The organism is Herpetosiphon sp. NSE202 (genome assembly GCF_042688385.1).
Taxonomy (GTDB): Bacteria; Chloroflexota; Chloroflexia; order Chloroflexales; family Herpetosiphonaceae; genus Herpetosiphon.
Map to the genome: position 1 here is coordinate 706,029 of NZ_JBHUPY010000001.1, position 12,922 is coordinate 718,950.

At 51.5% G+C, this 12,922-nt stretch carries 12 protein-coding genes; 9 read left to right on the forward strand and 3 right to left on the reverse strand.

Annotation, left to right across the window (positions count from 1 at the left end; translation table 11 throughout):
- The first annotated feature begins 27 nt into the window (after positions 1–27).
- From ACFMKP_RS03090 to ACFMKP_RS03115, 6 genes are all read left to right on the forward strand, one after another.
- The gene (locus tag ACFMKP_RS03090; RefSeq protein ID WP_382288963.1) at positions 28–522 is read left to right on the forward strand and encodes an SMI1/KNR4 family protein; all 495 of its coding nucleotides are present in this window, start codon (positions 28–30) and stop codon (positions 520–522) included.
- A 417-nt stretch (positions 523–939) separates the two neighbouring features.
- Positions 940–1,650, forward strand: a complete 711-nt coding sequence (locus tag ACFMKP_RS03095; protein ID WP_054533396.1) for a response regulator transcription factor — start codon at positions 940–942, stop codon at positions 1,648–1,650.
- Complete coding sequence (locus ACFMKP_RS03100) at positions 1,650–2,849, forward strand: sensor histidine kinase (RefSeq protein WP_382288966.1); 1,200 nt, start codon at positions 1,650–1,652, stop codon at positions 2,847–2,849. Before ACFMKP_RS03095 ends, ACFMKP_RS03100 begins: the two co-directional genes overlap by 1 nt.
- Positions 2,850–2,870: 21 nt before the next feature.
- Complete coding sequence (locus ACFMKP_RS03105; RefSeq protein ID WP_382288967.1) at positions 2,871–3,824, forward strand: AAA family ATPase; 954 nt, start codon at positions 2,871–2,873, stop codon at positions 3,822–3,824.
- A complete protein-coding gene (locus ACFMKP_RS03110) occupies positions 3,821–5,008 on the forward strand; it encodes a DUF58 domain-containing protein (RefSeq protein ID WP_382288969.1) in 1,188 nt (395 codons plus the stop codon). Before ACFMKP_RS03105 ends, ACFMKP_RS03110 begins: the two co-directional genes overlap by 4 nt.
- Positions 5,005–6,306 (forward strand): DUF4129 domain-containing protein, encoded by a 1,302-nt coding sequence (locus ACFMKP_RS03115; RefSeq protein ID WP_382288970.1) that lies wholly within the window; start codon positions 5,005–5,007, stop codon positions 6,304–6,306. The genes ACFMKP_RS03110 and ACFMKP_RS03115 overlap by 4 nt, the downstream gene beginning before the upstream one ends.
- On the opposite strand, the gene ACFMKP_RS03120 is transcribed toward ACFMKP_RS03115, so the two are convergent.
- Positions 6,303–6,917 carry an NACHT domain-containing protein gene (locus ACFMKP_RS03120; RefSeq protein WP_382288972.1) on the reverse strand — a complete coding sequence of 205 codons (615 nt, stop codon included), beginning with the start codon at positions 6,915–6,917 and terminating at the stop codon, positions 6,303–6,305. The two genes, ACFMKP_RS03115 and ACFMKP_RS03120, sit on opposite strands and share 4 nt — an antisense overlap.
- Before the next feature lie 657 nt (positions 6,918–7,574).
- On the opposite strand from ACFMKP_RS03120, the gene glpK reads away from it, so the two are divergent.
- A complete protein-coding gene (gene glpK / locus ACFMKP_RS03125) occupies positions 7,575–9,065 on the forward strand; it encodes a glycerol kinase GlpK (RefSeq protein WP_382288974.1) in 1,491 nt (496 codons plus the stop codon).
- 6 nt (positions 9,066–9,071) lie between these two features.
- Positions 9,072–9,812 carry an AraC family transcriptional regulator gene (locus ACFMKP_RS03130; protein ID WP_382288976.1) on the forward strand — a complete coding sequence of 247 codons (741 nt, stop codon included), beginning with the start codon at positions 9,072–9,074 and terminating at the stop codon, positions 9,810–9,812.
- On the opposite strand, the gene ACFMKP_RS03135 is transcribed toward ACFMKP_RS03130, so the two are convergent.
- Positions 9,809–10,237 (reverse strand): ester cyclase, encoded by a 429-nt coding sequence (locus ACFMKP_RS03135; protein ID WP_382288978.1) that lies wholly within the window; start codon positions 10,235–10,237, stop codon positions 9,809–9,811. The genes ACFMKP_RS03130 and ACFMKP_RS03135 overlap by 4 nt on opposite strands.
- A 276-nt stretch (positions 10,238–10,513) precedes the next feature.
- Here ACFMKP_RS03135 and ACFMKP_RS03140 point away from each other — a divergent pair, with 276 nt between their 5' ends.
- Positions 10,514–11,740: a diguanylate cyclase gene (locus ACFMKP_RS03140; protein WP_382288980.1), complete on the forward strand. Its 1,227-nt coding sequence runs from the start codon at positions 10,514–10,516 to the stop codon at positions 11,738–11,740.
- Here ACFMKP_RS03140 and ACFMKP_RS03145 read toward each other — a convergent pair.
- Complete coding sequence (locus ACFMKP_RS03145; protein WP_382288982.1) at positions 11,737–12,912, reverse strand: MFS transporter; 1,176 nt, start codon at positions 12,910–12,912, stop codon at positions 11,737–11,739. The genes ACFMKP_RS03140 and ACFMKP_RS03145 overlap by 4 nt on opposite strands.
- Positions 12,913–12,922 lie beyond the last annotated feature (10 nt).

The window sequence follows — 12,922 nt, forward strand, 5'->3', positions numbered from 1 at the left end:
ATGCTGCTTAGTATTGAGGAGAATTTGATGAATATTACGATTGTTGATGGTTTTGCCCCAACCAACGAGCAAGCAGTCGCGGCCTTTGAACAAGAGTTGGGTTGTCGCTTGCCAGAAGATTATCGCGCATTTTTGCTTGAGCACAATGGCGGCCAGCCTGAGCTAACAGTTTTTAATATGCATAGTAACTTGATGCCCGATGATCAAAGTATAATCCACTATTTTTTATCCTTAGACCCAGCAGCGGAATCCTCTGAAATTCGTCAAGTAATCAGAACCTATACCAAATATGAGACCCGGATTCCAGCAGAGCTTTTGCCAATTGCTCACGATCTTGGGGGTAACCTGATTTGCCTAGGAATTCGTGGCGAGCAGCGCGGCAAGGTCTATTTTTGGGATCATGAATTTGAGCTAGAGGCCGAAGAGATGGGCGATCTTTACTACAATGTTTCGTGTTGCAGCCCTTCATTCCAAGCCTTTGTTGAAAGTTTGTTGCCAGAATCGATACTAGACGATGAGTAAGAATCGAAAGTCAAAAATCAAAAGTCAGAAATCAGGAAGAACATAGAATATTGGGGCTGATGGCTTGGGGCTATAGGCTGTCGGAGATTTCCTGCAATGGCAACAATTGTTCCGCTAGCCAAAAGCCAAAAGCCTCATCCCCTTCGTGCTCTTCGTGTCCTTCGTGGATCAAATTCTTAACGCAGCGGCGCAGAGCGATTGAAGGATGAAGGGATGAAGGATGAGGGATGAGGGATGAAGGGATATGCGCTCCACATTGAGCTTGACGTTCTTGCGATCTTCGTGCTCTTCGTGGTTTCAATCCTTCGTGCGCTTCGTGTCCTTCGTGGATCAATATCCCTTCATTCTTGCGATAATGGTACAATAGCTGCGGGCGCAAGCCCTTCTGAATGTTTATCACCATGGTGCTGACAACCTATGTCCACAATATTGCTGGTAGAAGATGAAGCCCTGCTCGCCGATACGCTGCGTTACAACCTCGAACGCGAAGGCTATACCGTGCTTTCTGCTTCCGATGGAGTTACTGGGCTTGATTTGGCTCGCGCTGAACAGCCCGATTTGTTGATTTTAGATGTGATGCTACCTAAGCTCGATGGCTTTTCTGTCTGTCGAATTTTGCGCCGCGAAACCAATATTCCAATTATGATGCTCACCGCGCGCCAAGATGAGGTCGATCGGATTGCTGGCTTGGAATTGGGCGCTGATGATTATGTGATTAAGCCATTTAGCCTTGGCGAATTGCTGGCTCGTGTGCGCGCAATCTTGCGCCGAACCGATCGCCAACCAACCGGCGTTGAACGCGAATTGCTGACCGCTGCCAATCTCAAAGTTGATACTGGCAGCCGCCGTGTGTTTCGCGATACCAACGAAATTACCCTCGCCCAAAAGGAATTTGATTTGCTGGTCTGTTTGATGCGCAACCGTGGCATGGCGCTCTCGCGCGATTTGCTGCTCGAACGGGTTTGGGGCTACGATTTCCCAGGCGATTCGCGCACGGTCGATGTGCATGTGCGTTGGTTACGCGAAAAAGTCGAGCTTGACCCAAGCAACCCAATTTATATCCAAACAGTGCGTGGCATTGGCTATCGCTTCAATGATCAACTCAGTCGTAGCGAGCGCAAAAACTAATGATCTGGATTGTGTTGTTGGCGGTGACGACGATCATCGCGCTGATTTGGGGCTGGCGTGGGCAACGTAATTTGCGCCGCGAGCTGGCCTATTTACGCAATCGGCCTGTGGTTGCGCCGCCGCCACCAGCCGATCCATTTAACCAGTTGTTTCGCACGCTCAGCGCCGCGCTTGATGCAGGCGTGATTGTTGTCAATGATGGCCGTACCATTCGTTATTGTAACGATGTTGCGGCCAAATTATTTGGGGTCAGTGCCAGCGCCGTGCTCAACCATAGCGTTATCACCTTGGTGCGCGATTATCAGGCCGATACGATGATAGAGCAATCGATTCGCCGCCGCGACCCACAACAAGTTACCTTGCAACCAGTGCTTTCCAATCGCACAATTCGGATTTGGTGTGAGCCAATGCCCGAAAGCGGTGCGTTAATTCTGGCCCGCGATTTGACCCAACTGAGTTTGTTGGAACGCGCACGCCGTGATTTGGTGGCGAATGTATCGCACGAATTGCGCACACCACTAGCTTCAATTAAGCTTTTGGTCGAAACCTTGGCAACCCAGCCGCCGCCAGAGTTGGCCCAACGTATGCTTGGTCAAGTCGATACCGAGCTTGATGCGGTGATGCAGCTGGTCGATGAATTGCACGAACTTTCGCAAATTGAGTCTGGGCGCACGGCCTTGCAATTGCAGCCAACCGCAGTCAGCACGATTGTTGAACGCGCACATGATCGAATTCAGCCCCAAGCCAAGCGCAAAGATCTGCGGGTTGTGGTAACGATTGCCCCAGATTTGCCCGAAGTCTATGTTGATCGCGATCGAATTAGCCAAGTGTTGCTCAATTTGTTGCATAATGCGGTCAAATGGACTGATGCTGGCGGCACGATCACGATTGAGGCAGGCTTGCGTTCGCGGGCTGAGCTTGGCCATCATCTCAGCCGCATGTTGGAGCCAAGCAATCGCTGGGTGACTATGGCGATTCACGATACTGGCGCGGGAATTCCAGCAGAGGCGATTCCACGGATTTTCGAGCGTTTCTACAAAGTTGATCGGGCACGAACTCGTGGGGTTGGTGGCACGGGCTTGGGCTTGGCCATCGTCAAACACTTGGTCGAAGGCCATGGTGGCGTGGTTTGGGTTGCCAGCAGCGAAGGCCGTGGCAGCAACTTTACGGTGGCGCTGCCCGTCGTTGAAGATGAATAATTGTGTGATTTGAGGGAAATCATGACCGCGTTGAATGTGCAAACATGGGCCGAACAGTTACGCAACCAAGTTGGCCAAGTGGTGGTGGGCAAGCAAAATAGCGTCGATTTATTGCTGACAGCCTTATTGTGCGAAGGCCATGTGCTGCTGGAAGATGTGCCAGGCGTTGGTAAAACGACCCTGATTCGAGCACTTGCCCAGAGTCTCGATTGCCAATTTCGGCGGGTGCAATTTACTCCTGACCTCTTGCCAAGCGATGTAACGGGCCTGAATTTCTACAATCAAAAACTGAGCGAATTTCAGTTTCGGGCTGGGCCGCTATTTGCCAATATTGTGCTGGCCGATGAAATTAATCGCGCTACGCCACGCACCCAATCGGCGTTGCTCGAAGCCATGGCCGAAGCCACGATCACGATCGATGGCGAAACGCATCAATTAACGCGGCCATTTTTGGTGTTGGCAACCCAAAATCCAATTGAGCTTGAAGGGACGTTTCCCTTGCCCGAAGCGCAACTCGACCGCTTTTTGCTGCGGGTCAATTTGGGCTATCCCAGCGAAGCCGAAGAACATGCAATTATCCAACGTTTTAATCAGGGCGATCCATGGGTTGCCATGCAAGCGGTGAGCAATCAGGCGCAGCTGTTAGATGCAATTCAGGCAGTGCGCAGCGTGCATCTGAGCGACGCAGTGCGGCAGTATGCAATTGCAATTGTGCGTGCAACCCGCGAGCATTCAGAGATTGAGCTAGGAGCTAGCCCGCGTGGCTCGTTGGCATTGACCCGCGCTGCGCAGGCTTGGGCATTAATTCATGGCCGCGATTTCGTGCTGCCTGATGATGTTAAACAATTGGTGCCAAGTGTTTTGGCCCATCGCCTCATTTTAGGCGCTGAGGCTCGTTTGGCGCAACGCAGCCCAGAGAAAATTTTGGCCGATATTGTCAAAAGCATTGCCACGCCAGTTGAGGAACGCGCATGAAAGGGCGGCGAGCAGGCTTATTTAGCTTGGTTGTGCTCTTGATTATTGGCTTGCTGACCGATGTAATTCTGCTGCCATTGGTTTGTATGCTGGGCATTATGGCGCTCGCAGCGGTAGAATTATGGGAATGGCGCATGTTTGCCCATGTTGAATATCAGCGTGAGCTTGGCCATACCCATCTTTTCCCCGATACCACGACTAGCCTAAGCCTGACCCTGAGCAACCGTAAATTTTTGCCCTTGCCATTCGTCAATTTGCACGATTTAGTGCCTGTTGGGATTCAGATTGAGCAGATCGAAACCCAACCTGCTGCTAGCCCCAATTATCGCATTTTAGCCCGCGCGTTTGGCTTGAGCAGCTATCAACAAGTGACCCGCCAATATACAATTCGCTGCCCACAGCGTGGCTTGCATCGTTTTGGCCCTGCCAATCTGAGCGCCAGCGATCCGCTTGGCTTGAGCATGAGCCGCGCCACAATTAACGATATTGATCGTTTGATCGTCTATCCGCGCTTGTTGAAAGACCCTGAATTGGGCATGTCCTTGCGTGAGTTGTTGGGCACAATTCGCGCCTCGCAACGCTTATTGACCGATCCAGTTGTGCCGATTGGCATCCGCGATTATACCCAAAGCGACCCGCTGAAAAGCATTCACTGGACAGCAACTGCGCGGCGTGGCCAATTACAAACCAGAATTTACGAGCCAGTAACTGCATTAACTGTGATGTGCATTGTCGATATTGAAACGATTGTGCCTGCCTATCTTGGGGTCAATAAATTCCAAGGCGAACGCTTAATTAGTATGGCGGCGACGGTTTGTAGTGCGTTGCATAAAGCTGGGCATGCGGTTGGCTTATGGTCGAATGCAGCCTTGGTCGAAGGCAATACAGCGGTGCATTTACCGCCCAGCCGCAGCCTCAAACAGGCCAGTGCAATTCTCGAAGTGTTGGCGCAAATGTCGCTCTATTCGCGGATTGAAATTGCTAAATTTATTGGGCGTGAGCAATCGCGCTTGCCTTTAGGTGCAACGGTGTTGCTGATTAGCGTTGTTGATACGCCTGCTCATCGCAGCGCATTGACCCATTTGCGCGAATATGGCTATGCGCCGGTGTGGCTGTATTTGGGCGAACATGCACCCAAAGTCGGCGGCATAAAGCTGATTCATAGCTATCAGAGGGAGCCATGATCAATCGTCAACGCGCTAAATTATTAATTTTGCTCAGTGCCTGCATTGCCTATAGCAGCCTAATGAGCCTTGTGCTCAACAGCTTTGATATTGTTGGCGACAACGCGAGCGCTGTGTGGCGGTGGCCAGTTTTTTGTTTTGGCTTGATCGTCATGGTGAGTGTGCGTATGCGGTTACGCCAACGGGGCGCGATTATTGCCGCTGCTGGGGTGATTGGGCTGAGCATGCTTGGCTGGCTTTGGTCGCGCACTGAATTCAGTGGCCAAGAATTGGTTTTGAGCGGCTTTGGGGTGAGCTTTTTGATGTCGCGGGCAATCAACGCCGATCAATGGAATCACGATTGGTTGCAACAGCTGTTTTGGCGTGGGCTTGGCTTGTTGGTGGCATTTGTGGCCTTGGGGCCAGTCATGACCCGTGGCGCACTTGAAGAAGCTAGCATCATCCAGCTGTTTGTTGCTCAAGCCTTGGGCTTTGTCGCGGCCTGTTTATTTGCGATGATGCTTGATCAAAGCAACCAAGCAGAGTTGCAAACTCCGCCAATGCTTGGCTGGAGCAGCTTGTTTACCGTGTTAATTATTGGTATTCCGCTGCTGCTTTTTGGGCTTGTCGATGGCCAACGCAGCCTTGTTGGGCTGATTTTTAGCACGTTTATTGATGGATTGGTGCTGATTGTTGGTGGTATTGGGATTGGCTTGTCGTGGCTGGTTGGCTTGCTGATTCCTTCATTCAAGCCCAATCAACGCCCGCCGGAACAATTCGCTATGCCCGAAGCTGTCGATCCTTCAACGCTTAAACCAGAGGAAACCAGCAAAATAAGCTCGTTGCTTGGCGATATGCTGACGATCAGCGTGGCCTTGATTGGTGTGCTGATGATTTGCTGGTTGATCTATCTTGTGCTGCGCTGGCTACGCGAGCTTGAAACCCGAGCAGCTGTGCCAGGCGAGGCTGTGGTCGAGCAATCGATTTGGTCGTTTGATAGCTTACGCGAGCAGATTTTAGAGCGTTTTCGGCGCAAAAAACCTTGGAAGTTTGGCGCTGATGATCCACAGCGCCAGAAAGTGCGGCGGGTGTATACCAAATTTTTGGAGTTTGGCGAAGATCATGGCCAGCCACGAGGCAAGCATCAAACAGCCCACGAATATGGACGTGGTTATGCTCAACGCCAGCCCAATAGCGAGCCAGCAATCGATGAATTAACAGCTATCTATACCCAAGCCCGCTATGCAACCGAGCTTGATCCAGCGGCCTTAGAACGCGCCGAACAAGCATTAAAAAACATTCAAAAAAACCAGCCTTAGCCCCGCCATTGCACGCTATGCCATAAGGCAAATTGGTTGGGAATCGTTTGTGGTTTGCTGGTCGCCAACATCATCGACAAGGCGGGATAGCGTTCGAGCCATGCGCTAATCCACGTTGACCAACGCTGTTGCTCGTTGGGCTTGAGTTGGTCCCAACCTTCGATTAATAACAGCCATACGCCAGCGGCCAAACCACGTTTAACCACCAATTCGTTGATTGCAAAGCCAAGCTGTTCCATCTGTTGATGCAGCAATTGCAAGGGTTGGATTGAGTGGTTTGCTGCTTGCTGAACGCGGTAGAGTAAGGGAACATAGGCGGTTGGCAGTTGTGCGCCGCGTGCCCATTGTAAGCAGAGTTGGCGCATAGCGAGCGAGCGTGAACCTGGCTCGATCAAGGCTAAACGGGGTGTTTCACGCAATGCATCGCGCAAGGTCATCGAAGGGCCGCCTTCGACCTGCTGAAATTGCAGCGGCAAGCGTTGCAGATGTGGCAACAACGGTTGCGAACCAACCAAGGCCTCGCCTTCGAGCAAGTGATGGCGATAGCGCCGAATCTGCCGCCCATCACGCAGGCGAGGCAGGAAGTTAAGGCGAAATGTTGCAAGGGCCATGGCCGTGCCTCCTAAAACGATAGCTGTGCGGTTTAGCCTACGCTTTGGCTAGCACGCATTCAAGCAGTTAAGGTTACAATGCGATGACGGGACGAAAGGATGAAGGATGAGGGATGAAAGCGAGAGCATAAAACAGAGAGCATAGAACATAGAACATAGAACATAGCGATCAGGATTCAAGGGCTAGGGGCCAGAGCGTATTGTAAGGATGAAAGCGAGAGCATAGAACAGAGAGCATAGAACAGAGGGGGCAGGATTCAGGGGCTAGGGGCCAGAATATGAAGGATGAAGGATGAAGGGCGAGGGGGCAGGCTATGGGTTATGTGTATTGATTCATTGGATTGGCAACCGTGTTCCCTCACCCCCCAGCCCCCTCTCCCACTGAACGCGGGCGAGGGGGAGCCGACCATTTTTCGCCAAGCAATTGCGGGAGAACCACGCGTTTAAAGCCCCTCGCCCGCGCCGTGGGAGAGGGGTTGGGGTGAGGGGATCAGGCAGTGAACCTGATGAACCATTGCAGCTATGGGCTATCCGAAGCATAATCTGTGTCAATCTGTGGCTAAAAAACGAACCCTTCGCGCTCTTCGCGTTCTTCGTGGTTTCGGTACTTCGTGGATCAACATAACCAATCCCCAATTATTACAATGAGGTAATTGTATGCAGTATATTGCGGCGCTCGACCAAGGCACAACTAGCACCCGCTGTATGGTGTTCGATCATGATGGCAATGTTGTTGGCGTTGATCAACGCGAACATAACCAGATTTTCCCGCGGCCAGGTTGGGTTGAGCATAATCCAGCAGAGATTTGGCAACGTACCCAAGGCGTAATTGCAGGCGCACTGGCTGCCGCCAACATCGAAAAAGCCGATCTTGCGGCACTTGGGATTACCAACCAACGCGAAACGACGGTGATTTGGGATCGCCACACGGGCAAGGCGATTTATAACGCCTTGGTTTGGCAAGATACCCGCACCGATCAGCTGGTGCGCCAATTTGCTGCTGATGGCGGCCAAGATCGCTTTCGATCCAAAACGGGCTTACCGCTGGCAACCTACTTTTCGGCGACCAAAATTCGCTGGCTGCTTGATCAGGTTGAGGGTGCACAGGCGGCGGCTGAAGCTGGCAATTTGCTGTTTGGCACGATCGATTGTTTTGTGGCTTGGTGGTTAACTGGCGGGCCACATGGCGGCTTGCATATTACTGATACTACTAATGCCTCTCGCACCTTGCTGCTCAACCTCGAAACTGGCGATTGGGATGCTGAATTATTAGAGATTTTTCGAATTCCGCGCAGCATGTTGCCAAGTGTGCGTTGCTCAAGCGAGGTTTATGGCACATGTCGCGGGCAACTCGACGGCGTGCCCTTAGCAGGAATTTTGGGCGATCAACAGGCTGCGACGGTCGGCCAAGTTTGTTTTGAGGTTGGTGAGGCCAAAAATACCTATGGCACTGGCAACTTTATGCTGCTCAACACTGGCGAACGCTTGGTGCAATCGAGCCATGGGCTGATTACCACGCCAGCCTATCATTTTGGCAAGCAGCCAACTTGGGCCTTAGAAGGCTCGATTGCGGTAACTGGCTCGTTGGTGCAATGGCTGCGCGATAATTTGGGCATTATTCATCAAGCCTATGAGGTAGAGGGCTTGGCGGCGAGCGTTGCTGATAATGGCGGCGTGTATTTGGTGCCAGCATTTTCGGGCTTGTTTGCCCCACATTGGCGCTCGGATGCACGTGGGGTCTTGGTTGGCCTGACCCGTTATGCCAATAAAGCGCATATTGCCCGCGCTGCGCTTGAAGCCACGGCCTACCAAACCCGCGAAGTGGTGAGCGCCATGGCCCAAGATTCAGGAGTTGAATTAAAAGCGCTCAAAGTTGATGGCGGCATGGTTGCCAATGAATTGTTGATGCAGTTTCAGGCTGATATTTTGGGCGTGCCAGTTGTGCGCCCGAAAGTTGCCGAAACCACCGCTTTGGGCGCGGCCTATGCCGCTGGCTTGGCCGTTGGTTACTGGGCGAACCCTGCTGAATTGCGTGCCAATTGGAGCGAGGGCAAGCGTTGGGAACCACAAATGAGCGTCGATCAGCGTGATAGCCTGTATGCGCAATGGGGCAAGGCGGTAGAACGCACGCTGAATTGGCAAGAATAAGCTGCGATGCAAATCTACTGCTTGTATCAAACCTTGGCGGCTTTTGATAGTGGCTGGAAACAGTTTCCGCATCATTATTTATTGTACGCTGCCCAGGGTGCGTTTCAGCTGGAGGTGGCAACGATGCGTTGGTTGTTGCCACCACAGCGGGCAGCATGGATTGCAGCCAATGTGCCAATTCGGATTCATTGCCAAAGCGCGGTTGTGTGTAGCTCGTTGATTCTTCCGCCAAGCAGTTTCGATTTGCCAATCGCTGATTGTCGGGTGTTTAGCGTTTCGGCCATGGCTCAAGCAATGTTGGAACATGCCAAACGCTGGCCCCAAAATGCTGAGTTTGATCCCAAAGCTGAGCGCTTTTTATTGGCTCTAGCTGATGTTTGTTTGGAGCTAGCGACCCAGCCTGATAGCTTTTGGCTGCCAGTCGCTCAATCGGCAGATTTGCAACACGCCTTAGATTATAGCTTGGCCCAGCTTGAGCAACCGATTAATTTGGCCATGGCTGCCCAAGCAGGAGCCATGGCCGAACGAACCTTGGCGCGGCGTTGTGCCAGCGAATTGGGTTTGTCGTGGCGCGCCTATCTGCATCGCGCGCGCATGATTCGGGCAGCAGAATTATTGCTTGCCAGCGATTTGCCTATTTTAGAAGTTGCGTTGGCGGTTGGTTTTGAAAGCGTAACCAGCTTTAGCAGAGCGTTTCGCCAATTTAGCGGCCATGCACCGCGCCAATTTCGCCAAGGCTACGCTTAACGCTGGCAAGCTTTTTGCCCATCAAGGCTCACCTGCAATTGTTGAAATAAGCCAGCAGTATCAAATAAGGCCCAATGCTCGGCAATTTGGCCTTGGGCTAGCCGATACATCCGATAGACTGCAACGTCAACTGTCTGCCCAGTTGGCGCAATGCCCCGAAATTCAGCCAAATGAGTTGCCCGAAAACGCAACTGAACCACAACCCGATCAGCTTCGGCTACCGTATGCAGAATCTGCTGCTGATGATCGGGAAAACTGCGGCCCAATTGTTCGAGGATTGCGAGCAAGCCGACTTGATTCGCTGGCTGATACGCATGGTCGACATAATCAGGGCTGAGTAATTGCTTGATGCTATTCAGGTTCTTTTGGTTCCAACATTGCTCGATAAACTGGTGAACGATGTGGCGATTGATTTGCTCAGACATTGCAACAGCTCCATAACTTGGTTGATGTTGCTAGTCTAGCGAATTCGTTGGCGACAGGCCGCTTGCAACCTGCCAAAAACCTATTGCAAGCTGCCAAGCAAATAGCCAGATTGCAGCAATAATGGCTACTAATTGGCTACTTTAGAAAAACTACCGCTAGTGGTATTGTAGGAGTAGACTAAATTAACCTCGATTTAACCCAACATAATGCAATGTAGCATTGCTTTCTCAGTAATTTTTGACCAGTAAACTACCCACCCTACGGAGGTAGGATGCATGGCGCTTGATCAGCCAATGGTTAGCTTGATTGTCGGAATTGGTTTGTTGCTCCAAGCATGTGTGATTGGGGCTTTTTTGGTGTTTGTCCGGCGCTATCAAGGGATACGCTGCTTTTTACTGGGCACAATTGGCTTGGGTGTAGGCTTTTTGATCCAAGCCTTGCTGCCTGCAAGCTCATTAGTTGCGACCACTGCCAGCTATATTGTGCTCCTCAGTGGCTTGTTTGGATTAAGTAGTGGGATTTTGCGCTTTATTGGGGCCAAGAACTCAGCGCGCATTTATGGTTTTAGCTGGCTCATTGTGGCTAGTTTACTGAGTGTGAGTGCCTGGTATTGGGCTGCACCAAGCCTGATTCTTAGTTTGGCGATGCTGATTGGCAGCTTGGGCATGGCCTATACCGCAATTCGGGTCTTGTTTCAGCGCACCATTCCTTATCAAAGTGCCAGCAGATTGTTGGCAATTGCCTTGGGGTTGAAAATTGCGCTGGTCGTTGCTGGGCTGAGCTATGTTTGGTATCGCCAAGCGTGGCCGAGCGTCGCCAGCTTGCAAATTGGCTATAGTGTGTTGATTTTGCTGCTTTCGTTGCTGTGGACTGGTGGGTTTGGGGTGATGATTACCCAGCGTTTGCAATGTGATTTATCTGCTTTGGCAAGTGTTGATGTGTTGACAGGCCTCGCCAATCGGCGCGCAATTAACGACTATTTAGAGCAAGCCATGGCCAAATGGCGGCGCAACCAGCAGGGCTTTGCAATAATCATGCTGGATATTGATAGTTTCAAGCAAATTAATGATCGCTATGGCCACCAAGCTGGCGATAGTGTGCTGCGCCATATTGGCTTGGTGCTGAGCGAACAAGTGCGGATTAACGATCTGATTGGGCGTTGGGGCGGCGAAGAATTTTTGCTGATTGTTGATGCGGCGACGGTGCAACAGGCAAGCTTCTTGGCCGAACGCTTGCGCCAAGCCATTCAAAACCAGCCAACCATCTGGTGCGAGCAGGCGATTCAGCATACAGTCAGCATTGGGATTGCGGTCTGTGGTTGGCATGGTTTTAACGAAACCCAATTGCTGACTGCTGCTGATTTAGCGCTTTACGAAGCCAAAGAAACTGGGAAGAATCGTTGGGTTGTCTATGAGCGCCGCATGTTGAACCAACTTGAGGCTAGCTTAGCCGTTAACAATGAAGAACTTGTGATTGATGTTGATTCATCAATTTATGCCTAGTGCGCTGGTTGGGCTTGTGGCTCGGCGCTGGGCAAGCCAACCGCAATTAACGCCCCTGCTACCACCAACACACTGCCCATCAAATAGGGCGAAGCTTCGCCAACATTCGAGAGCATCCATGTGGCATACAGCGGCGCAAAAATCCGGGCCAAGCTGCTCATCGATTGATAGAGGCCCATATTTTTGCCGCGTTCGTGAGCTGTTGAATTGCGGCTAACCAATGATGAAAGCGATGGCGTGAGCAAGCCTTCACCAATTGCCAGCACAATACAAATTGCCACTAAATGCCACACATTTTGAATAAAGCCCAAACCTGCCAACGAGAGCGCGAGCAACAACGAGCCAGCCACAATCAAGCTTGCTTCGCCAAAGCGGGCTGCTAAACGGCGAATTAAACCGCCTTGGACAATTGCCACCACCACTCCAACCCCCGCCAAGGTATAGCCAGTCTGATACGAACCAAACTCCAAGCGACGTGCTGCAAACAAGGCGAAGGTTGTTTCAAAGGCCACAAATGCCAAGTTGATCAACAAGGTAATGCTGAGCAAGCGGCCAACGTTGGGCTTGCGAACTGCTGCAACCAGGGTTAAAAGGTTGGAGGTGCGGCCTTGTTGCGGTGCATGGCGTTCTGGCTCTGGCAGCACGAAAAAGGTCAAAATTAAGCTCAACATGGCAATGCCAGCAGCCACAAAAATTGGCAACTGATAATTGCCATCGCGGCTGAGCAACGCGCCAATTGCTGGCCCAGCGATAAAACCTAAGCCAAGCGCCGCGCCAACCATGCCCATGCCGCGCGCGCGATCTTTGTCGGTGGTTACGTCGCTCACATAGGCTTGGGCAATCGAAATGTTGCCGCCAGTTGCGCCATCAAACATCCGCCCAACAAACAGCCAAATCAGACTATTGGCGAAGCCAAACAGCAGTAAGCTACAAACCGTGCCGATCAAGCTCAAAATGAGCAGTGGGCGACGGCCAAAGCGGTCGGATAATTGGCCAAGGATCGGGGCAAAGATAAATTGCATCAAGGCATAACAGCCGACAATCAAGCCAACTTGAAACTCAGAAGCCCCAAATTCTTGAGCATAAAAGGGCGTAATCGGAATCACGACCCCATAGCTCATTGTGCCAACAAAAGCGATCAAAAAGATGGTCAAAAGAGGAGAGCGTTTCATAGGCGAGTTT